Here is a 21,790-nt window from a genome sequence, read left to right on the forward strand (position 1 = left end):
ATTTGCGCACCAGTCAGTGAGCCTTCGGCAATCTGTGTGCCTGTGAGCGAACCATCCGCAACGTGTTCGGCGATGATGGAAGCCTTAGCAATGTTGCTGCCGGTCACCGATCCCTCATCTAGAGTGAAGTTATCGAAGGCATCCGGTCCGAGATGCCGGCTGCCGATGGTCCCATCGGCAATTTGAGCTCCTGTGAGAGAGCCGTTCGCAACGTGAGCACCGGATATCGTCTCCTTCGAAATCTTGCTTCCCGTAATTCCACGGTCCTGCATATGTTCCGTTGTGATTGCGCCGGCTTCGATATGCTGCGAACCGATACTAGAAATTTGCAGGTGATGGGGAAGGACGGCGCCCTCCGCCAGCTGCCTCGATTTAACGGCCCCCGTCTGCAAATGATCGACGCCAACACTGTCCGGCTGCAGGTGGACATGACCGACAGACTGATTTCCTAGATGTGCTGCGTTGACCGAGTACGGCGCCAAATGATGGCTCTGAATCGAGAACAATTCAACATGCTTGGAGCTCACAGCACCTTCGGCGATATGTCCGCTCTGGATCGATTCTCCGGCAACATGCTCAGGAAGGACGGCGCCGTTCGTAATATGTGCGGATTCTATGCTCTCGGCTTGAATGTGCCGGGCATTGACAGAGCCGGAAGCAAGATGGCGGCCGGTCACAGATCCTTCATCCATATGCTGTGATTTGACAATATCCACGCCCAGGTGGTCAGACTGGACGCTCGATTCTTGCAGATGCACTGTTGAAATGGAGAGAGGCTTGATCTTATCGCCACTCACGGCATTCGCTTGCAGTGCGGCTCCCGAGACCGACGAAGGCGAGAGATGGGCTTCTGTAATGGATTGTGATCTGATTTTTACGCCCGGGATGCTGCCGTCTGCAAACAACGCTTCCGCTGAGCGGCTTTCGTCTGCCAGATGGCTTAACGTGATGGATTTTTTCTTCAAGTGATAGCCATGAATGGCTTCCTGCACGATATGTTTGCCCAGGATGGATTCCAGCCCCAGATGCGCGCCCTCTACAGCTTGCGGAGCAATTTTCTCCGAAGTAACGGCCTTATTCTGAATCGCTTCTGAAGTTACCGAATACGGAGAGAAGTGAGTGGATTGAACTGCCTTTGGAGCTATTTTGCCAGCGGAGACACTGCTCTCAGCTAGTTTATTAGAAGTTACGGCCAGGTCTGTCAGTTTATCCGTGGACACGCTTTCCGGAGACAGCTTCGGCGATGTTACCGCATGGTCCCCCAAATGTCGTGGCGCAATAACCCCATCGCCGATTGAGGACTCCACAATGCTGCCTGCAGCAATTTTATCTGTCGTTACCGCTCCCTGGGCGAGCGCTTGTGACCGAACGCTTCCCTTCTGCAGATGCCGGCTGGCCACAGAGCTATCGGTCAGATGCGGCTCGCGAACCGCACCGTTTTGCAGGGCTTCAGCACCTACACTGCCTGCTGACAAGTGCTGCTGTTGAATGGCTTCGCTGGCAATATTGCCGGAGGTTACGCCATGTTTAGCAATAATGGCTCCGCCAACCGATCCAAGCGCAAGCTTTTGGCTGGTCACGCTTTCGGGTGCCAGCATCTCTTCGCCGACGGATGCAGGCTGAAGATGCTGCTTCCCGATCGCTCCGTCTGCCAGATGTTGTTCTGCGATCGTTTTGGGCTGAATGGCACGCCCTATGACGCTCTGAGGCGCGAAATGCTGAGGTAATATGCTGCCCTCGGCAATATGCTCTGCATTTACAGTATCCGCAGCGAGATGCCGGGTTTGAATGGCATCCGATGCAATCTGATCCGATTCTACCGCACCCTTAGCCAAATGGCGTGTTTGAACGGCTTCATTGGCAATTTTGTTAGGGAGTATGCTCTGATCCGCGATTTTCGAAGCCGTAACCGCTTGTTCAACCAGCTTTACCGTGTGGACGGATTGATCGGCAAGCTTGGAACTGGTGACACTGGAATCAGACAGATGGCGGGCGGATACAGCATTGATGTTGATCTGATCGGAACCGATGGAGCCGGGCTGGATTTGCTCTGATCCTATGGCTCTGTCCGCTAAATGTCGGGAGCTGAGCGAGCCTTCTTTAATATGCCCGGCGTTGATGGCACCGTCCGCAATTAGGCCTGGCCCGATGCTGCCGGCAGCAATGTGCTTCGCAGTTACGGCCTCGTTGGTCAAATGTTTGCTTTCGATGCTTTGCGGTTTTATGTGAGAACCTGAGATGGTGTCATCGGCGATTTTTTTGCCTGTTACGGCTTCGTCACGGATTTTGGTTGAAGTGACTGCATCCTCTGCAATCTTGGAGCTATGGACGCTCTCATTAGCGAGATGTCGGGTTTCTACGGCGCTGGATGCGATTTTGTCCCCTTGAACCGATTGGTCTTCGAGCAGGTCGCTTGTCACGAGGAGCTGTTGAAGATGACGTGCAGTAATAGCCCCATCTGCGATTTTGTCGCTGACCACGGCGTGGTCTGCCAGTTTTTGTGAAGTTACACTACCATCCTTGATCTTGCTAGCATTTACGGAACCGTCCCGAAACTTGCGCGTAGATAAGATGCCATCCATCAAATGTTCTCCTGTGACCGATAATGGTGCGATTTTTCCGGAAGTTACGGATTCATCGGCAAGGTGCAGACTAGTGATGCTGTAATCCTGTATAGCTTCAGGTCCGACGGCACCACGTGACAGCTTGGATGCTGTGACAGCTCTCGAAGCGATCCGGCTTTCGGTTACCGCATATTCCCCTATGTCCTCTGTATATATGAATGCGCCCTTAATTTCAGGCATTTCCTTTTCCAAAATCAACTGCACATGCTCGTTCTCTATCTCTGGAAGGGATGGGGGATCGTTAGGCATGGTCGGGGGTTCAGCGGCTACAGCATCTTCTGTAGGTATGATAGCCTCTTCGTCAGAAGTCGATAGTGGGGTGTTTTCTTTGTTTTCTTTATTTTCTTTATTTTCTTTGTTTTCTTCTTGTTTTAATTCCATGAGGCCGATAAGATCCTCATCCAGATCCATAATGGTTGCTGCTGAGAGGATATGGGCATCTTTATCTTTTTTGTGGCTGCGTCCTTTATTTCGCTCAAGCAGATCGAATTCCCTCGTAGTGGGATCTACCCTGTAGGGCTGGGAAGAGGAAGATGATGGGCTTTTCTTCTTTTTCTTCAAAACAACACGCTCCTTCCGAATACTCATCGTCTTCGGTATCATATGCAGCCGTTTAGGCGGCTGTCACTGGTCTTTTGGGATTCGACACACGAAAGGGCAGCGTAACATGGAAAAGGACCCGGCCAAAGGCCGAGTCCTTGATTGAGCGCTAAAAAGCACATATAAAATTTAACCCCTGACGGCCGATAACGGCTGTACAGTCGGTTCCGTATTTGAAGTATTTTCAAGAATCTTTGCTTCTAAAACGACAAAAGCCCTGCCTCTCTTTCGTCCTTGCGGCTCCGATGACCGCGCCAGTGTGAATCAGAAATCCGTTCCATAAAACTCATACTCTAGGGTCATAAAATAGGAATTTGCACTTCAACAGAGATGTAAATAACCATGTTTCGAGGAACTAACGGGGTTAAACTTCATGTAACAATTACTTATTATAGCACAGGTGCTCGCAATAAGCAAAGATATTCAAATGTATATTAGAATGTTATGCAAAAACGCTTGATTTTTTCTGGAAATCCAACGATATTCATATTAACAGTTTTTTCTTGCAAATTCTGCTGTTGGGCTCTTAAGCTTGTAGCATCATGTCGAATACGTTCAGATTCACACCTGCCTTGCCGATGTTTATTATCTGTTAATGAAAGTAGGCGTTCCATGAAACTGTATAAGTCTTTTCTTAAACAGCTAATCCGGAACTATATGATCGGGTCCATTGCAGCTGTGCTTGTTGTGGGTGGCGTATTAATGGTAACAACTCTGGAAATTCCTTTTGAGGAAGGCGCGCGTCTTGTGGTCATACTGGCTATTTCGTTCATGGTGATGATGGCGTCGGAGCTGACCGTCTTTCTTCGGTATTTACGACCGATTCACGCGGGCTTTGATGAAGGCCATACGGATTTGGAAACGTTGGAAAAAGCATATTTGAGTATACACCGCATGCCGCGTATGGTGGTATACCGCATATTCGGACCTCATCTGCTCGGTTTGTCACTTCCGGCTATACTGCTTACGGTTTGGATGATGGAGCAGGGAAAACTGAATTTTCCGCCGTTCTATATATGGCTGGCTTGCCTGGGGGCGGTCTTGCTAGCCAGCTGTCATGCCATGATCGAATTCTTCCTGACGATTGCTGCTATCCGTCCGCTGATCAAGGAGATCCGGCGGCAGGCGTTGTCGCGATATGGCGTGGATTTTTCCCTTGAGGGCCATGTATTCATGGCGATTCGGACGAAGTTTCTGCTGAGCACGATGCTGATCGGCACCTTTCCGCTGTTTCTGTTCAGTCTAGCGGTGCAGATCCGCCTGGAGGGGCTCAGTCAGATTGTAGCACAGCAGTACTGGGGTTGGGCGGGATTTATATTGCTGCTGGGTGTCGGTTTTGCTTATATCGGCGCTTGGCTCTTGACCCAGGATTTACAGCGGCCGATCCGGCAGCTGTACCGGGCGATGAATGAGATTAAGGAAGGACGTCTGATCCAGACCTCCAATCTCTATTCCGATGAATTTTCCAATTTGATCGCTGGTTTCAATATGATGGTTCGCGGTCTGCAGGTGCGGGAGGAGCGGAACCGCAAGCTGCTGGACAGCTACTTTGCTGCCCTGGCAGCGGCGCTGGATGCCAGAGATCCTTACACAGCAGGACATTCGCTTCGGGTGGCGGAATACTCGGTATTAATCGGCCAACTGGCGGGACTCAGCGAAGTGCAGGTTGATCTTTTGCACAAGACGGCATTGCTGCATGATATCGGTAAAATCGGGGTGCGGGACAACATTTTGCTGAAGGAAGGAAAGCTGACGGCAGAGGAGTTCGATCAGGTAAAGGCCCACCCGGCTCAAGGAGAGAACATTCTGCTGCAGATCGAGCCTGCCGATGCGATGGCGCCTTATCTGGAGGGAGTGCGATCCCATCATGAGCGTTATGATGGGGGCGGATATCCTGATGGGTTGAAGGGGAAGGAAATCCCGCTGTTTGGCCGGATTATTGCTGTTGCCGATGCCTATGATGCCATGACGTCGGATCGGCCCTACCGCAGCGGCATGAAATCCGTTGATGCCTTGAACATACTGGAAGCCGGTAGGGGAACCCAGTGGGATCCCGATTATGCGGGCATGTTCGTTAAATATATGAAAGCGGAGAAGAAGGTCATTACGATCCGCTAGAGGTGACAAGCAGGGAATCGCAGCTAGTTCTGTGGAATAGGAAGAATAAGGAGACCGTACCTTGCAGGTAAACGGCCTCTTTTTTGTGTGACTGTCGTTAACATATCACTGGACCCCAGGGCAGCCAGGCAAGTGTTGCGATTTCCATGCTGCTTCTGCCAGTTGGCTGGGGATGAATGAAATACAATTTTCATATCATCTGGTGAGCCGTATCGATTTCATTGCTTTCTTCATGCTCCACATGCTTCTGCTTGCGATGCATCCAGCTTGCCAGCCATGTGCTGATCTCATACAGACCGATGAGCGGGATGGCAACCATCAGGTGGGATACGAGATCAGGCGGCGAGATTAGTGCTGCAACTATCACCAGAACGACATAGGCATACCGTCTCATCGTGTGCAGAATAGCCGGGCTTAATATTCCTATTTGCGTTAGAAACAGGACGACGACGGGAAGCTCGAAGGCAAGGGACAGCGGGATGACGATATTGAACATGAACCCGAAATACTGGGATACACCGTAAGTCTCCACGAGGTCCATTTGACTGTTGATTCCTGTCGTAAAGGCAAGACTCATCGGGAAAACGACAAAATACGCGAAACTAACCCCTACGATAAAGCACAACGCGGACAAGGGGATAAACCGGAGAGCTGCTCTCTGCTCGCGGTTGTTCAGCCCCTGATTGACGAACAGCCATATTTGATAAAGGGCAAACGGCAGGGTAGGAAGCAGCGATAATACGATGCTTATGCTCATATAGATGCGAAGTCCGTCCCAAGGCGAGAACACGTTCCAGGTTACCTGAAAGGCCGGTGAGTGATGTTTCAATACGGATAACACATGGGGGGCGGCAATCAGGCCAACAGCCATGCTCAGAATGAAGACGGCGGCCACCTGAAGGATCCGCTTCCTTAGCTCGACGATGTGCTCCAGCATCGTCATCGTATTCTTGAACTCCATAGTCTTGTTCACTCCTTTCTTCATTATCGGAGGATGGGCGTGCAGCGCTGTTTTTTCGTTTTGTTTAATTCCTTCAGTTCAAATGTATTAAATCCCTCCTGCATTTTTTGATGGATTTCCCGGATGCTTTTCACATCCTCAAAAGAATATCGACGATTTCCTCCCTTCGTACGCTCCGGAAATATAAGCTTCCGTTCCTCGTAATACCGAATTTGCCGTTCCGTCAAGCCGGTCAGTTCGCAAACAACCCCAATACTCATCACTTTACTCTCCATGATCTTTACCTCCTATGTAAGTATAGTTAACCCTTAGCTACTGTTAATGGTTTGGGATTAAAACCGAAGAAGATAAAACGGCAATAATTTGGGCGGATTCATTTTGTCTGGAAGGATTTATGACATGATTTTATGAAAAATGAGGTGAAAAAGCAATCATTTTTCAAAATGAAAAAACTATGTAAGAAAACCTAACAAAATTTAAGTCAAAACTTGTTTTCTCTGCTAAGATCGGCTCATGAATCCAATACCAAACTAGCGAAGGAGTGAACGAGGTGGCTACAAAAGAACAACCAAAAGAGATGACCCGAAGACAATTTCTGACGTCCGTTGGCAAGGTGGGTGGATCTGTCGCCGTCTTCAGCTTGATGGGTACGATGGGGCTCCTTACGCCGGAAACGTTGAAAGCAGCGGAATATACGCCTCCCGGAAAGAATGACCTGAATCTAAGCGGCCGGGGCGGCAAGAAGATTGTTATTCTCGGCGCAGGGATCGCGGGTCTGACGGCAGCGTATGAGCTCGGTCTTGCAGGTTACGACTGTACGATATTGGAAGCGAAGAGCTTTGCCGGTGGGCGAAACTGGACGATCCGCAAAGGAACCTCCGTAGCGGAGATCGGATCCGGTCGACAGACTTCCCGCTTTGATAACGGACTGTATTTCAATGCAGGCCCGATGCGGATCCCGCAATTTCACGTCACGCTGGATTATTGCAAGAAATTTGGCGTAGCCATCGAGCCATTTAACAATGTGAATGAGAGCGGCTATTACTATAACGAGAATGTAGGGGCTTTATCCGGGCAGCGCGTCCCCAAGCGTGCAGCCAAGGCTGATGTGCGCGGTTACGTGGCCGAGATGCTGGCCAAAGCCGTGAATCAAAATGCGCTGGATCTGCCGCTAACGGCGGAAGAGAAGCTGAAGCTGGTCGATTATCTGAAGGCCGAAGGAGATCTGAATCCGGACCTGTTCTATAAGGGGTCGGAGCGCGGAGGATATAAGGATGAACCGGGAAGCCGCCTGGATGCCGGTGTGCTCCGGGATCCATTCGATCTGAAGGCTATCATCAATTCCGGCTTCGGCAAATATTTCAGCAACGAATACGGTTACGACCAGCAAATGATGATGTTTCATCCGGTCGGCGGTATGGATGCGATCGTCACGGCATTTGAGAAAAAAATCGGCAACCGGATCAAGTACCGGGCAGAGGTGAAGGAGATTCGCCAGTCCTCTTCCGGTGTGCGGATTGTGTACACAGACGGCCATTCCGGCAGAGAGCAGGAAATCCGCGGCGATTACTGCATCTGCACCATACCGCTGACAGTATTGAAGAAGATCCCGGCCGACTTCTCGCCGGAAATGTCCAAAGCGATCAGCAGCGTCGGCTACGCCTCCGCAGGTAAAATCGGCTTGCAGTTCAAGCGGCGTTTCTGGGAAGAAGACGAGTATTTGTACGGCGGCAGCAGTTTGACGAATATGGACATTACGCAAATCTACTACCCGCCGACAGATTATTTTGGGAAGAAGGGGATCCTGCTCGGCTATTATGCTTATGGAGGCATCGCCGATAAACTCGGCGGCATGTCGTATGCCGAGCGCGAGAAGCTTGCGTTGACGCAAGGCGCCAAAATCCATCCGCAGTATCCGAAGGAGTTTGAGGCGTCCTTCTCTATCGACTGGAAGAAGACCAAATACCAGGAGGGAGGCTGGGTATCCTATTCCGCTAACGATAGGAAGACCTATTACCCCACCCTCTGCAAGCCGGATAACCGCATCTACTTGGCAGGGGAGCACATCAGCTACATTACGGCCTGGCAGGCAGGCGCCATTGAGTCCGCCCGCGAGGTCGTAACTGATATCCATCAGCGCGTGATGAAAGCATAAATAGAAGGGAGACGATTCCAATGAATAATAAATTGAAGACGATCCTGGCGCTGGCCCTGCTGTTCAGTGCCGTGAGCGTAACCGCGTATGCCGACAGTTCTTCTGCCTATAAGAAACCGTCCAAAGCTACACCCGCCCCGAAATTTTACGGCAGTCCTACATCCTCTATTTCCAGCGGAGTAATCGTACCCGAAGGGGCTTCCTACCTCTTTACAAGCGGGACGGTTCCGCCCTTGCTGAACAAGGACGGCAAGACAGTCTATGAGCGCTATGGCGATACCAAAGCCCAGGGGATCGGCATTTTGAAGGAAATCGAGAAGCAGCTGGAGGAGCAGGGACTGACGATGAAGGATGTCGTTTATTTGAGAGTGTACCTGACCCCGGATGCAGCCAACAACGGAACCTTTGATTATACTGGCTGGTTTGATGCTTACGCCCAATTTTTCAATACGAAGGAGAATCCGGTTAAGCCTGCGCGTTCCACAGTGGGAGTAGCCAGCCTCGTGAATGCCGATTGGTTGATTGAGATTGAGGCCGTCGCCGTGTACCCGAGCAAGGATAAGAAGAAGTAAGTCATTATGATTCCATGAAACAGGCCGGTCCAAAGCGGCTTCGTTTCCAAAAAGACAACCACCATCACTTAATAAAGGAGTTGGGTCTTTATGTTCCAAAATGTCGGATTTGTCGGATTGATGATGATTTTGATTGTCGTGCTCATTCTGTTCGGGCCTTCCAAGCTGCCGGAGCTTGGCCGGGCGGTTGGCCGCACGTTGTCTGAATTCAAAGCCTCTGCTAGAGAGCTGGTTGGCGAAGATAAAGAGGAGGAAAAGGACAAGGAGAGGGAAAGGGAGGGAGCGGTCATTAAACTGAAGGGATGATCGGGCAGTTTAATCCTGCTTCTAGCAATAGGAAATCGGATATGCAGGCGCAAATAAAGCGGCCCCATGGATCTATTGAGATCTATGGCGGCGGCTTTTTTTGAATGTGGACTCTTGAGGGTCAGTTCAAGGCCAGGATTCAGAGAAACTTCTACGGGGTATACACAAGTACAGGCAATTCTACATTTCATCATTCATTACTCTAAGAGGAGCTGATATTTATGGATAGCAACGTATTTAAAGGGAAATGGAAACAGATGAAGGGTGAAGCGAAGAAGCAATGGGGCAAATTGACGGATGACGATCTTGATGTGATCGACGGCGAGAAAGATAAATTGGTTGGCAAGCTGCAGGAACGCTACGGACATACGAAGGATGCGGCGGAGCGTGAATATACGGATTGGAGTTCAAGATACCGCGACTAGTCTTGAGGAGGATAAGGGAGGCAGAACGAATCATGTTGGAATCCCGGGTTGTGACCGGCAAGGTGATCGATATTCGTGATGGCAAGGTGTTTACCTTACACGGAGACATGGTCAGCACCTATCATTTGGGATACTATGAGATGATGAATGAGGAAGTTCTCCCTGTCACAGACAGTCAGCAGGCGGCATTGTCCACCGCGGGGCTTATGGCGGAGGAAACGGCCGAATCCTCCGGCCGGCTCCGCAGGGAGTGGAAACCGCTGACCAGCTTCATAACCGCTTGGAGAAAGAGTGCAAATCGAGCATGATTTGCGCTCTTTTTTTTTGTCTTTTTATGCTTGGATGTTCAGGTTATGCGCCATGAGAAATTCATGTGAGTTTTATATTTAAAAAGTCATATTGACTTGGGTCCGATGCGGTGTAGAATGGGGTCAAAAGGAAGTATGATCAGCCCATTTGAAGTCATCGAAGGAGTGTATCACCATCAAGGCTGTCCAGGTTATTCACAAGCCGCACAAACAGGTTTCGCATCAGCGTAAACATTTGATGACGGCCACATGGGAAGGGGTGCCGGCTGTCATCTTGCAGACACTGTTGGGCGGTCCCTTCTTGACAGGGTATTTATTGTACTTAGGTGCGGAATCCAGTGAGGTTGGGTTTGTTCTGGCTGTCACTACGCTGTTCAACGTGCTTCAGATTCTGGTTGCGTACCTGATCCAGCGCCTGCAATACCGCAAGAAGGCGATGATTGTCTTCACCTTTATGCACCGCATTTTGTGGGGGGCCACGGGGATCATCCCGTTTATCTTCCCGGAACGATGGTGGATTCCGGTGTTTATGATCCTCTATATGGCCGCCTTTATTGCCAATACCGTATCCGGTATGCTCTGGACCTCGCTGATCAGCGATATGGTGCCGTCCAAGGTCCGGGGACGTTATTTTGGCATACGTAATACCATCTTGAATGCGCTCGGCGCCTTGACCCTGTTTGTTGGCGGGATCATCCTGGACCGTGTTCCCGGCGGCGGGGGCTTTCTTATTCTGTTCATCATCTCTTGGATCGCCATTGCTGCGAACTTATCCTTATTCTTTTTATACCCTGACCCTCCCTTCGAGCACTCGAGCGAGCGTCAGTTTAAGGCGATGATCCGAAAGCCGCTGTCGGATACCACGTTTATCAAATCTACACTGTTTCTGGCGGGCTGGCTCTTTCTGCAGACGTTGATTGTTCCGCTCTACTCGTATGCCATGCTGGACGTCCTGCATATCTCGTATTCGGTCGTATCCATTATGACCGTTGCACAGACCGTGAAATTTGAATACGCGCTACCGCAACAGAACCTTGCTCTATTGGACATTGCCGCTAATTGCGGGGTCATGCTTGACATGGGGCTTGCTGTCCGTCCTGCCCATGATTCCGGTGCTGCTGCTGTCTCATATGCTGCTTGGTGCCGGCGTAGGTGGCTTTAACCAGCTTGCCTTTAACTTTATGATCGGGGATACGCCGAAAAGCGAACGACCAATGTTTATCGCCGTATACTCCGCCATCACGGGGTTCACCTCTTTTCTAGGTCCCGTGCTGGGCGGGTTCATATTCAAAAGGATCGCAGATGCACCGGACTGGGTAGCCCGATATGGCTTCCAAACCACAGTGGGCATGCTGATGGTGCTCATTGCTTTGACGGTGGGGCGGAGAGTGCTTCGTGCTGCTTAGAAGAGCGGCAGGCTGCAGAGGCCTTTCATGTCATTCATATTTCATATCATGAATTGAGGGAGGGTGTGAGGTGGAATGGTTGCACTCGTAGTCGGGGCCACAGGGCTTGTGGGTCGTATGGTAACCGAAGAACTGCTGGGCCGTGAGGAGGTGGAGGAGGTCCGCTTGCTGGTACGAAGACTTCCTGATGTTGCGCATCCCAAGCTGTTGCCTATTCTGGTGGAATGGGATCAGCTAGATCGATATAGCGAAGCTTTTTCTGGCGTCCATAGCGTGTATTGCTGCCTGGGAACAACGATCAAAAAGGCCGGTTCCCAGCAGCAGTTCCATAAAGTGGATGTGGATTATGTCGTCAAGACAGCGGAGCTGGCTAAGCGGCACGGGGTAAGACAATTTATGGCGGTCAGCTCCGCAGGCGCCAATCCGAAGGTGCGTAATTTCTATCTTCGGACCAAGGGAGAGGTTGAAGAGAAGCTGGCGAAGATTGGTTTTTGGGGGCTGCATCTGTTCAGACCGTCATTACTGCTGGGCGAGCGGCCCGAGTGGCGGTTTGGAGAGCGGGTGGCATCGGTTCTCATGACTTCCCTCGACTTTGCATTCAAAGGTCCGAAGCTGGCCCCATACCGGGCTATACCTGCGCGGAAAGTAGCCAAGTCGATGGTGAATATCGGCTTAACGGATATGAAAGGCCACCATGTGTATACCAATGAAGTCATCCATGTTCTCGGCGAGGCTGCCGATTAAATTTGCCAGAGTACCTGTAGCAGATTACAATGTACACAGATAGGAATACATAGAAAGGGTGACAAAACATGAGTAAACATATCATATCGACCAACAAAGCCCCTGGAGCTATCGGACCATACAGCCAAGCTGTAGAAATCAATGGATTTGTGTATACTTCAGGCCAACTGGGATTGAATCCGGAAACAGGGGAATTCGGTGAAGGGGTTCAGGAGCAAGCGAAGTTGTCGCTCAACAACGTAAAGGCGATTCTTGAAGCAGCCGGGACAAGCCTCGACCACGTGGTGAAAACCACCGTATTTTTGAAGGATATGAACGATTTTGCAGCGGTGAACGAAGTGTACGGCAGCTTCTTTTCCGAGCCATACCCAGCACGCAGCGCCGTTGAGGTTGCTCGTTTGCCGAAGGACGGACTGGTTGAGATTGAGGTCATCGCCGTTAAGCAATAAGCGATTATCAATGTAAAAGGGAGCTTTGCCTGCATTGGCAAAGCTCCTTTTTTAAGAGATAAGAAAGTATAAACATCCGAGACTCAGCATCCTTATCTCCCAAGAAAAACTTCCTGTCTTCCGAGAAAGTACGTCGATGGACGTTTTTCTTATGTTTATTGGAGATCGTGCACATTGAGTAATACGAACTTACGTTCTATAATACACTGAGAAGCAAGTATATAGGTCAAACTAATAATAGGGAGGGGATACCTTGGGGATGGAGCCTAATATGAATAAGAATATTCGAGAATGGATGGAGCAATATCAGGTATCCGGTTTAAGCATGGCACGGATTGCTGAAGGTCATATTCGGGTTGCAGAAAGCTACGGCACTTTGGAAGCTGGAACCGGCAACATGGTAACCGGACATTCAATATTTAATGCTTGTTCGATCAGTAAATTCGTTACCTCGATGCTCGTTATGAAGCTGGTTGGTCAAGGGCTGCTGGATTTGGATGAAGATGTTAATGTTAAACTTACCACCTGGAAAGTTCCAGAGAACGAATTCACCCGGCATAGCAAAGTGACCCTTCGAACATTATTGTGTCATCAGTCGGGAATCATGGATCCTGAAGGCAGCTTTGGCGAATGGGACTCCGCGCATGGTTTCCCCTCTATGGTAGAACTGTTGGAGGGAAGGACGCCATATTGCAATGAAGCGATTCGTGTCACATATGAGCCCGGGAGTGAATTTGCATACTCGGATGCCGGTTTTTGCATCATTCAATTGCTGATCGAAGACGTGTCTCGTAAGCCATTTCAGGTGCTGATGAAGGAGCAGGTTTTTGAACCGTTAAATATGAAGGACAGTATACTGAATCCGACCATTTCCCAATCCATAAGCGGACAGTTATCATGTGGCCATCACAAGAACGGGGAGTTAGTTCAGGGCAAATATCCGATGTACCCCTACGCGGCAGCATCCGGTTTATGGACCACACCATCGGATCTAGCCATCTTGGCGATTGAATTCATGGATTCTTTAAATGGCAGAAGCAGAATAGGGTTATCCGAGGATAGAGCGAAGGAATGGATTACTCCTCAATGCAGCAAGGAATGGACCGGGCTGGGTGTTTTTTTGGGTGAGTCTGATCAAGAGGTTGAGGTTTCATCACTCGGATGGGGGGTAGGATTTCAATGCATGATGACCGTGCGGCCGTATTCAGGGAAGGGGATCATAATCATGACAAATGCAGATCTGGGTGTTCATCAATCCAAGGGGATTATAGGAGATATTCAGAGATCAATGGAATAGAACCCTTTCAACCCCTTGGATTAGATCAACAACAGTCTTTACGTTTGATCGAGTAGGAAGCGAATCGAAAGCAAGAAGCTTCACTTTTGCGTAAGATCCGGACTCGGTTTAATACCGGGATCTTCTCCGATTGCGCGTAAAGAAGAGCCATATGGCATATACAAGCAGGACGATAGAGAGTACAAAGGCGGTCATTAAGATGCTGTCGGTCTCCCGGTGCTCGGCTGCGATGGCGATGTAAGCCCAGGTGAAGACCAGCGGCACGATGCTGTCCCGGTAACGTTGACCGATCAATATGGCGAGTAATGCACCAATACAGAGCAGCACAATCCCCAAAGTGGTCTCGCGCAGGCCGAAGAGGCTCCAGTCATTCTTCTGAAACACGATCCCGACATTGACGATAAAGGCAGGGCACACCCAGCCGATATATAAGCTGAACGGCAATTTCAGACAGAACTTCTCGCCTGACGTCGGATAATCTATCTCATGCGTACGCACATACAGAACCCACAGGGTTAACAGCAGTAAGAACATCATCACGACAGACCATTCAATATACAAATAGTGCCACAATACAAGCCACGCCATATTAAATACACAGCTAAGTATAAACCATGGTCCGATGGATCTTACGGAATCGCGGTTTCCGGTATCACGACGCAGCTGGTAGATGACAAAAAAGAACAGCAGCACATAGATGACGGACCATATGGAAAAGGCATATCCTGCGGGGGTGATCGCCGTATAATACATATCCGATATCTCCCCGGTTGTTCTACCGCCAAGCGGCAGCATGCCTGATAACACATTCATGGCGATTACCCCGGCGAAAAACAGCAGATTCCACCAGCGGTACGGGTTGTTGCGGTACATATAATCTCCTCCTGATATCAGTCTGGAATATATAGAATATACCCAAAAGAATGAATATCGAGCCAGCAGCTAAGAAAGGGGCACCGGCCCTTCACTTAACTCATATGTTTCTTGCGGTATTCGTTGGGCGTGAACCCCTCCATCTTCTTGAACACTTTGCTGAAATACTTCTCATCCTGGTAACCGACCATCTCCGCGATTTGGGCGATCCGGATCTGGGGATTGAGCAGCAGCGTTTTAGCCTTGTCGATTCGAATCCGCCCGAGAAAATCCGATAGCGTCACACCGAATTCCTGCTTGAATTTGCGCGAAATGTATTCCCTGCTAAGAAAGAACTTCCCCGCAATTTGCTGAAGTGAAATCTCCTCATGATAGTGCTGCTCCAAATAGCGGGCAATGTCATGAATGATATGATTGTCCTTGGAATGAATCTGAGTAAGAACGCGGGATGCCGCATAAAGCCTTCCGCTGATCTGTTCGCGCCAGCGATCCCAGCAGATCATGCCATCCTCGCTGTAAGGAAGCAGGAAGGGAAGGTCTTGCGAGATTTCAGCGTCTTCGACGGGTTCTTGCGTGCTGTTTACCTCATTTTCCGTCCAGTGATACTGAATCCAGTCCCATTCTGAATTCCACCTTGCCAGATGCTCAGGCGATACGAGATCCCTCTCACGAACATCCTGCAGCCACTCTTCCGTGGCTGTCTCGATGCGTTCCTTACTCCCGCTGAGTGCAGCCAGCTTAAATTTCTCCTCGTAGGAGGAGAGCCGCAGGGTGCGCGAGCCTTCGCTTTCAACGGCACGTTCGCGATGAATGCGGCATTTGCCGGTTAATAAATTGCGGCTGTATAAGGCTTGGACGGCATTTAGATAAGCCTTCGGCAGATCGTCGGGAAAGGCGCCTGCTTTGGCGGCACCGAAATGGCTCCGCCTGCGAAGGGTGGAGAAGAACCCGTCATTTATTCGATCCAGTACGTCGTTAAAGGGAAGCCGCGGATTCCAACAGAGAATAATGATTTCCCCGGGTTTGTCGATATGTCGAAAGGCAACACCCTGATCCATTAACAGCTCATTGCAAATATTAATGAGCGTGAAGGATAGCAGATGGCGCCTGTTGCGGAATTTGGACAGCAAAGCTTCGTCAAATTGATCATCGCGTAGCACCGCAACATTATAGACCATGCTGGTTACTGGCAGCGTCATCCGGTTCCGCAATTGAGAAACCACGCTGTCCTTGTTGCCATAGCCGTTAACTAGATCCGAGAGCAGGCGGTCCATATAGAAAGGGGTCATCTGATTCATTTCGATATTCTGATTGGTAATCTGCTGCCGTTTCTCTTCCTCGAGCTGCCAGGTTTGAACCGCTTTGGTCAGCGCCTCGTTCAAGCTGTCCGGTTCAACGGGCTTGAGAATATAGTCAATGCCTCCCGAACGGATCGTATGACGTACATATTCAAAATCATCATATCCGCTAATGACGAGCACTTTAATATCCGGTTTCGTGTTATGCAGCCAGGTGAGCAGCTCCAGTCCGTTTTTGCGGGGCATTCGCATGTCGGTCATGACAATTTGCGGTTTGTTCTCCTCGATTAAGCGCACCGCTTCCTCACCGTCAGCGGCCTGATCGATTTCCGTGATTCCATGCCGCTCCCAGTCTGCCAGGAGCCCTATTGCCTCCCGCACATGCTGTTCGTCATCTACGATCAATACTCTCATTCTACTGTTCACTCTCCCATATGTTGATATCGAGCGTGACCCTGACGCCGTGTGGCACTACATTCTCTATCGTTAACCCAGCCTTGTTGTCGGAGTATAAGTTCAAACGCATCAATACGTTTAAGAGCCCGATCGAATCATTGCCGGCATCGTGTCGGTCAGGGTGGCCGTAAGCAGTTGCAAGCTTGCTGCGAATCGAAGCGAGCTCGGCCTCTTCGATGGATGACCCGTTATTTTCAACGACGACGATCAAGCGGCGATCTTCCGAGATGAGGGAAGATATGGATATATGTCCGACGCCGGCGTGTGTATTCATGCCATGCTTGAAATAATTCTCGACAATCGGCTGCAGGATCATTTTCGGAACCGGAGCCGTAAGGCTCTCCGGATCCAAATCCCATGTGATGTCCAGTTGGTCCCGGAACCGTTGCTTCTGCAGCTCAAGGTACAGCCGCACATGGTTGATCTCATCCTGGAGCGTTACTTTGCCCTCGCTGTTGCGCATATTGTAGCGCATCATATTCGCCAGTGAAGAGAGCAGGGAATAGATTCGCGGCACATTGTGCTGCAGGGCCAAGGTACCAATCGACTGAAGCGAATTGTATAGGAAATGCGGATCGATCTGAGCTTGGAGTGCCTTCAACTGATTGGTCTTATTGGCGATTTCCAGCCGGTACTCACGCAGGATCAGGTTGTTGATGGTGTCCATCATGGTTCGGAAGCGGCGGGAGAGAATCCCGATCTCATCCGGGCTTGTAACCTCAATATCCACGTCAAGCCGCCCGGTTTTCACCTGATTCATATAGCTTGTGAGTTGTTTAATGGGTTTTGTAATCCGAATGGATATCCAAAGCGTTCCGAATATGACAATGAACAGTGCTAATATCGCAATAATCGCGTTAATGCTCGTTAGTTCTGTCGAATGTTTGTACAGCGTTTGATGCGGGATTTGTTTGACTAGCGTCCAGGGAGCATAGGGCAAATCCAGCTTCTCGTAGACGATCATCGCGTCTTTGCCATCGTAATATCCATGATCCGCTTGAGCGATTTTGCCCATAAGCACAGGGTCGTCCAGACGTTGCCCTCTCTGCTGCGGATCCGGACCGTAGATGATGCTTCCCTTGTCATCAATCAAGTATAGCTGTTCTTCCCCTTTAGCATACAGCTGATCGCAAATAGCCAAAATACTGTCAAGTTTCACATCGATGGCCATAAGGGCATATTGGTCGGGTGACGGTACGTTGGTGATGGATCGATAGAAGGTGAAAACTTCAAAATTCAGAATGTCCGCAGGCCGCGGTGGGAACCCGTAACTGTGCACCTGATGGACGGGCTCGATGGCCGTATTGCCCGTGCCGAACTCTTCTATTTTATGATAGGGCGCCTGTCGGAATTCCCTGCGAGGCAGATTGCTGGATACTTGGGTGGACTGTCCAGTCAAATTATTGTGCAGATAGATTTGATGCACGTCTTGCGTGCCCGTTTGAATGGCCTGCAAGGTCGTATATAGCTCAGCTACAACCCGGTGATTATCGGGATCCAGAGCAAGATTGCGCAGAAAATGGGGGTCGGAATATACGGACAGGGAGGCGCGGTCGATGCCGCGCAAATAGTTCATCAGATTGGTCGCTCCTTGATAAATCAACCGTATATTTTCATTCACTGTCTGCTCCTTCACGGACTCGCGGGTATGCGTAAAAGTAATGAATAGCGAGAGCAGGAGCGGAATGGTAGTGACAGCGAGCATGAACGTGATCAGCCGGGTCTGGATGCTGCGGTATTTCATGAAGGATCACCCCCTGGATTATCGAATGGGCATAAGCGCGTATGGTCAATATTTTACACCTAACGGTTCATGATTCTCCGTGTTTATTGTTTACAGGTTACCGCATAATGGCTGTACATCATACAACAACTTAACGAAAAGGGGAGATCAAGGGATGAATCGAAAAAAATCTTCGGCGCTGCTGCAGCAGTTTCTTTTCGTGGGACCTTCCACTATTTTTTTCATCCTGATCATGATCATTCCGTTCCTTCTGGGTCTTTATTATTCCTTCACGAACTGGAATGGCGTGTCAAGCAAAATCGACTTTGTCGGCTTTGATAATTTTGTTACCATCTTTACCAATGATGATAAATTCCGTGATGCCTTCTGGTTCACAACCCGGTTTACGGTGCTTGGCGTCATCCTGACGAATCTGCTCGGATTTTTACTGGCTTACTTCCTGACCAAGCCGCTTAAGACGCGAAACATCCTCCGGACGATCTTCTTCATGCCAAACGTGATCGGCGGCTTGCTGCTCGGTTTCATCTGGCAGTTTATCTTTGTCAAAGGGTTTGCAGCGATCGGCAATGCCACGAACCTGGGATTCTTTAACCTGCCGTGGCTTGGCACCAAGGGGACTGCCTTCTGGGCAATTGTAATCGTTTTCGTCTGGCAGACGGCCGGTTACCTGATGGTTATCTACATCTCCTCACTTAACAACGTGCCGAAGGATATTCTGGAGGCTGCCGAAATTGACGGTGCGAGCAGAGGGCAGGTCCTGCGGTCCATTATTATCCCGCTTGTCATGCCGGCGGTTACGGTATGTTTGTTCCTGGCAATTTCCTGGTCCTTCAAAATGTTCGATTTGAACCTTTCCCTGACCAAAGGCGGGCCGTTCGGTTCCACGGAGTCGGTGGCCATGAATATTTACAACGAGGCTTATACGAATAACCGTCTCGGACTCGGAACGGCGAAGGCAGTCATCTTCTTCATCGTGGTTGCCATCATAACAAGTCTGCAGGTTCGATTCACGAAGAGCAAGGAGGTTGAGGCGTAATGGAGACCACGAGAAAATACCGGCTGAACACCATGGCCACCGAGATCATCATGATCATCGTAGCCTTGCTCTTCCTGGTCCCGTTCTACTTCCTGTTCGTGAACTCCGTCAAAACCTTCGGCGATCTGTTGACGGACTCAGCAGGGCTTCCGACCACTCTTGAATGGAGCAACTATTCGCGGGCGTGGGATATCACCAACTTTCCGCAGGCGTTCTGGAACTCGCTGGTCGTTACGGTTGCGAGCAATCTGCTGCTGGCGATGTTAAGTGCCATGACCGCCTACCAGATGGTTCGCCGGAACACGCGTTTTAACCAGATCATGTTTGCGCTGTTTGTGGCGGCGATGGTCATTCCGTTCCAATCGATCATGATTCCGCTCGTGAAAGTGACGGCAACGCTTGGGATTAACAACAGCTTGTATGGACTTATTATCTGTTACTTGGGCTTTGGAGTTCCGCTGAGCGTATTCCTGTTCCATGGGTTCGTGAAATCGATTCCGATGGAGATCGAAGAAGCCGCAACTGTAGATGGATCCAGCGGATACGGCGTCTTCTTCCGGGTGGTATTCCCGCTGATGAAGCCGATGTTCGTTACAGTCATCATCCTGAACACCCTGTGGATCTGGAATGACTATCTGCTACCATCCTTGATCCTGCAGTCCGCAGAGCTTCGGACCATTCCAATTGCTACTTTTGCCTTTTTTGGGCAGTATACGAAGCAGTGGGATTTGGCTCTTCCGGCGCTGGTGCTGGGGATCATGCCGGTCATTATTTTCTTCCTGGCCATGCAGAAATACATCATTGAAGGCATCACGCAAGGAGCGGTGAAGGGATAGCCGTCAATCGGTCAATTCCCTCCCCCTCAAAGATCAATATAATACCTGATTTAACGAAAAAAGGTTGATTATACTGAAAAAGAAAACGCTATCAATGAATGCTGCACACAATGTATAGAAAAAAAGGGAGGATTCACAATGAAGAAATACGGTAAGCTGCTCCTGGTCATGGTTCTGGCTTTCTCCACGCTTCTTGCGGCCTGCGGCGGCAAGAGTGAGGACAATCAAGGCGCTGAAGGTGGCGCCGAAGGCGGAACGAAAACAATTAAGATTTTCCAATTTAAAGTCGAAATCGCCGAGGCTCTGAATAAACTGAAAGCTGAATACGAAAAAGAACATCCCGGCATTAAGCTGGACATTCAAACCGTTGGCGGCGGCTCCGATTATGGCGCGGCGCTGAAAGCGAAGTTCGCTTCCGGCGATGAGCCGGACATTTTCAACGTTGGCGGATATCGCGATCTCGAAACGTGGTTCGAGAATGTCGAGGATCTCTCGGATCAGCCATGGGTGAAGGACGTGGTTGACGTTGCCAAAGAGCCTATGACCAAAGACGGTAAACTGTACGGACAACCGATGACTATCGAGGGTTATGGATTCATTTATAATAAAGACTTGTTTGAGAAAGCGGGTATTACCGAGCTTCCTAAGACGCTTACGGAGCTTGAGGAAGCGGCCAAAAAACTGCAAGCGGCTGGCATTACGCCATTCGTTAATGGATACCAAGAGACCTGGATTTTGGCCAACCACTTGTTGAACATTCCATTCGCCCATCAGGAAGATCCGGGTTCATTCGTCAAAGGAATGAATGAAGGTACGGAGAAACTGGTAGGCAACGCGAAATTCGACGAATGGATGAGACTGTTCGACCTTACTGTTCAGTACGGTCAGAAGAACCCGCTGACGACAGATTACAACACGGAAATCACGACCTTTGCCAGCGGTGAAGCAGCCATGACCCAGAACGGGAACTGGACGCAAGTGCAAATCGACGGCATTAATCCGGATCTGAACATTGGCCTTCTGCCAATGCCGATCAATGACAATGCCGAAGAGAATGACAAGCTTCCGATTGGTGTGCCAAACAACTGGGTCGTGAACAACAAATCCAAGGTGAAGGATGAAGCCAAGGAATTCCTGAACTGGCTCGTTACTTCGGAGACCGGTAAACGTTATATTACAGAAGAGTTCAAGTTCATCCCGGCACTGACCAGCATCGAGGCGAATAGCGAGACGCTTGGCGATCTGGGTAACGATGTCGTGAAATACAGTAAAGAAAACAAAGCGCTCAGCTGGGAGTTCAACAAATTCCCTGATGGCGGTATGAATGAATTCGGCAGCCAGATGCAGGGTTATGTTGCTGGCAATGTGGACAAGAACCAATTGTTCGAAGGCATTCAGAAATCATGGGAAAGCTTGAAGGCGAAGTGATCACGAAGGTGACGTCTACCATGCTATACCATCGAAATGATCCATTGACGTGAATAGGGGCTGTCTCAAAGATATATCGTCTTTTTGAAAACAGTCCCGATGTCATTCATGCATCATAAAAGGTCGAAGACAGACTCATTTAGAGCGCTGATCT

General features: G+C 49.8%; 18 protein-coding genes and 1 pseudogene. 13 read left to right on the top strand and 6 right to left on the bottom strand.

Translation table 11 applies throughout. The annotated features are described in order from the left end of the window. On the bottom strand, positions 1-3,185 hold a 3,185-nt coding region (locus AB4124_RS33415), incomplete at its 3' end, for a hypothetical protein (protein ID WP_441975397.1). Between the two features lie 651 nt (positions 3,186-3,836). Between AB4124_RS33415 and AB4124_RS33420 the strand changes: the two genes are divergently transcribed. Next, on the top strand, positions 3,837-5,342 hold the full coding sequence (locus AB4124_RS33420) for an HD-GYP domain-containing protein (protein WP_430110871.1): 1,506 nt from the start codon (positions 3,837-3,839) through the stop codon (positions 5,340-5,342). Between the two features lie 190 nt (positions 5,343-5,532). Here the strand turns inward: AB4124_RS33420 and tatC are convergent, their stop codons facing one another. Beyond that, positions 5,533-6,303 (bottom strand): twin-arginine translocase subunit TatC, encoded by a 771-nt coding sequence (gene tatC, locus AB4124_RS33425; protein WP_076326029.1) that lies wholly within the window; start codon positions 6,301-6,303, stop codon positions 5,533-5,535. A gap of 23 nt (positions 6,304-6,326) precedes the next feature. Then, positions 6,327-6,578, bottom strand: a complete 252-nt coding sequence (locus AB4124_RS33430) for a MerR family transcriptional regulator (RefSeq protein WP_076326028.1) — start codon at positions 6,576-6,578, stop codon at positions 6,327-6,329. A 275-nt stretch (positions 6,579-6,853) separates the two neighbouring features. On the opposite strand from AB4124_RS33430, the gene AB4124_RS33435 reads away from it, so the two are divergent. The 9 genes and pseudogenes from AB4124_RS33435 (at position 6,854) to AB4124_RS33475 (ending at position 13,965) form a co-directional block, all read left to right on the top strand. Continuing rightward, positions 6,854-8,458: a flavin monoamine oxidase family protein gene (locus AB4124_RS33435; RefSeq protein WP_083659830.1), complete on the top strand. Its 1,605-nt coding sequence runs from the start codon at positions 6,854-6,856 to the stop codon at positions 8,456-8,458. A gap of 20 nt (positions 8,459-8,478) precedes the next feature. Further along, positions 8,479-9,030 (top strand): RidA family protein, encoded by a 552-nt coding sequence (locus tag AB4124_RS33440; protein ID WP_430110875.1) that lies wholly within the window; start codon positions 8,479-8,481, stop codon positions 9,028-9,030. Positions 9,031-9,120: 90 nt separating this feature from the next. Continuing rightward, complete coding sequence (locus AB4124_RS33445; RefSeq protein WP_012818889.1) at positions 9,121-9,336, top strand: twin-arginine translocase TatA/TatE family subunit; 216 nt, start codon at positions 9,121-9,123, stop codon at positions 9,334-9,336. Positions 9,337-9,557: 221 nt separating this feature from the next. After that, positions 9,558-9,761, top strand: coding sequence for a CsbD family protein (locus AB4124_RS33450; protein ID WP_076326026.1), 204 nt, complete (start codon positions 9,558-9,560; stop codon positions 9,759-9,761). A gap of 32 nt (positions 9,762-9,793) precedes the next feature. After that, entirely contained in the window at positions 9,794-10,069 is a 276-nt protein-coding gene (locus AB4124_RS33455; RefSeq protein ID WP_430110878.1) for a hypothetical protein, read from the top strand. Between the two features lie 148 nt (positions 10,070-10,217). Then, a pseudogene (locus AB4124_RS33460) lies at positions 10,218-11,475 on the top strand (MFS transporter). 75 nt (positions 11,476-11,550) lie between these two features. After that, positions 11,551-12,219 carry an NAD(P)H-binding protein gene (locus AB4124_RS33465; protein WP_430110883.1) on the top strand — a complete coding sequence of 223 codons (669 nt, stop codon included), beginning with the start codon at positions 11,551-11,553 and terminating at the stop codon, positions 12,217-12,219. A 68-nt stretch (positions 12,220-12,287) separates the two neighbouring features. After that, positions 12,288-12,668, top strand: a complete 381-nt coding sequence (locus AB4124_RS33470; protein ID WP_213647915.1) for a RidA family protein — start codon at positions 12,288-12,290, stop codon at positions 12,666-12,668. 271 nt (positions 12,669-12,939) lie between these two features. Next, positions 12,940-13,965 carry a serine hydrolase domain-containing protein gene (locus tag AB4124_RS33475; RefSeq protein ID WP_441975398.1) on the top strand — a complete coding sequence of 342 codons (1,026 nt, stop codon included), beginning with the start codon at positions 12,940-12,942 and terminating at the stop codon, positions 13,963-13,965. Positions 13,966-14,073: 108 nt separating this feature from the next. Here AB4124_RS33475 and AB4124_RS33480 read toward each other — a convergent pair whose 3' ends face one another. The 3 genes from AB4124_RS33480 to AB4124_RS33490 all read right to left on the bottom strand — a co-directional run bounded on the left by AB4124_RS33480 (position 14,074) and on the right by AB4124_RS33490 (position 18,336). Next, positions 14,074-14,838, bottom strand: a complete 765-nt coding sequence (locus AB4124_RS33480; RefSeq protein ID WP_430110892.1) for a tryptophan-rich sensory protein — start codon at positions 14,836-14,838, stop codon at positions 14,074-14,076. A gap of 95 nt (positions 14,839-14,933) precedes the next feature. After that, a complete protein-coding gene (locus AB4124_RS33485; protein ID WP_379416533.1) occupies positions 14,934-16,550 on the bottom strand; it encodes a response regulator in 1,617 nt (538 codons plus the stop codon). 1 nt (position 16,551) lies between these two features. Further along, a complete protein-coding gene (locus AB4124_RS33490; RefSeq protein ID WP_430110895.1) occupies positions 16,552-18,336 on the bottom strand; it encodes a cache domain-containing sensor histidine kinase in 1,785 nt (594 codons plus the stop codon). A 154-nt stretch (positions 18,337-18,490) separates the two neighbouring features. Between AB4124_RS33490 and AB4124_RS33495 the strand changes: the two genes are divergently transcribed. From AB4124_RS33495 to AB4124_RS33505, 3 genes are all read left to right on the top strand, one after another. Then, positions 18,491-19,372 (top strand): carbohydrate ABC transporter permease, encoded by an 882-nt coding sequence (locus tag AB4124_RS33495; RefSeq protein ID WP_076326018.1) that lies wholly within the window; start codon positions 18,491-18,493, stop codon positions 19,370-19,372. Continuing rightward, positions 19,372-20,208: a carbohydrate ABC transporter permease gene (locus tag AB4124_RS33500; RefSeq protein ID WP_076326017.1), complete on the top strand. Its 837-nt coding sequence runs from the start codon at positions 19,372-19,374 to the stop codon at positions 20,206-20,208. The genes AB4124_RS33495 and AB4124_RS33500 overlap by 1 nt, the downstream gene beginning before the upstream one ends. A gap of 138 nt (positions 20,209-20,346) precedes the next feature. Continuing rightward, positions 20,347-21,636 (top strand): ABC transporter substrate-binding protein, encoded by a 1,290-nt coding sequence (locus tag AB4124_RS33505; RefSeq protein WP_076326016.1) that lies wholly within the window; start codon positions 20,347-20,349, stop codon positions 21,634-21,636. Positions 21,637-21,790 lie beyond the last annotated feature (154 nt).

The organism is Paenibacillus sp. 2KB_20 (assembly GCF_052115765.1).
In the GTDB taxonomy this organism is placed as follows: Bacteria; Bacillota; Bacilli; order Paenibacillales; family Paenibacillaceae; genus Paenibacillus_AQ.

Coding starts and splice junctions, on each gene's coding strand:
- AB4124_RS33420 (WP_430110871.1), top strand. CDS start 3,837: ATGAAACTGTATAAGTCTTTTCTTAAACAGCTAATCCGGAACTATATG.
- tatC (WP_076326029.1), bottom strand. CDS start 6,303: ATGGAGTTCAAGAATACGATGACGATGCTGGAGCACATCGTCGAGCTA.
- AB4124_RS33430 (WP_076326028.1), bottom strand. CDS start 6,578: ATGGAGAGTAAAGTGATGAGTATTGGGGTTGTTTGCGAACTGACCGGC.
- AB4124_RS33440 (WP_430110875.1), top strand. CDS start 8,479: ATGAATAATAAATTGAAGACGATCCTGGCGCTGGCCCTGCTGTTCAGT.
- AB4124_RS33445 (WP_012818889.1), top strand. CDS start 9,121: ATGTTCCAAAATGTCGGATTTGTCGGATTGATGATGATTTTGATTGTC.
- AB4124_RS33450 (WP_076326026.1), top strand. CDS start 9,558: ATGGATAGCAACGTATTTAAAGGGAAATGGAAACAGATGAAGGGTGAA.
- AB4124_RS33455 (WP_430110878.1), top strand. CDS start 9,794: ATGTTGGAATCCCGGGTTGTGACCGGCAAGGTGATCGATATTCGTGAT.
- AB4124_RS33465 (WP_430110883.1), top strand. CDS start 11,551: ATGGTTGCACTCGTAGTCGGGGCCACAGGGCTTGTGGGTCGTATGGTA.
- AB4124_RS33470 (WP_213647915.1), top strand. CDS start 12,288: ATGAGTAAACATATCATATCGACCAACAAAGCCCCTGGAGCTATCGGA.
- AB4124_RS33475 (WP_441975398.1), top strand. CDS start 12,940: ATGAATAAGAATATTCGAGAATGGATGGAGCAATATCAGGTATCCGGT.
- AB4124_RS33480 (WP_430110892.1), bottom strand. CDS start 14,838: ATGTACCGCAACAACCCGTACCGCTGGTGGAATCTGCTGTTTTTCGCC.
- AB4124_RS33485 (WP_379416533.1), bottom strand. CDS start 16,550: ATGAGAGTATTGATCGTAGATGACGAACAGCATGTGCGGGAGGCAATA.
- AB4124_RS33490 (WP_430110895.1), bottom strand. CDS start 18,336: ATGAAATACCGCAGCATCCAGACCCGGCTGATCACGTTCATGCTCGCT.
- AB4124_RS33495 (WP_076326018.1), top strand. CDS start 18,491: ATGAATCGAAAAAAATCTTCGGCGCTGCTGCAGCAGTTTCTTTTCGTG.
- AB4124_RS33500 (WP_076326017.1), top strand. CDS start 19,372: ATGGAGACCACGAGAAAATACCGGCTGAACACCATGGCCACCGAGATC.
- AB4124_RS33505 (WP_076326016.1), top strand. CDS start 20,347: ATGAAGAAATACGGTAAGCTGCTCCTGGTCATGGTTCTGGCTTTCTCC.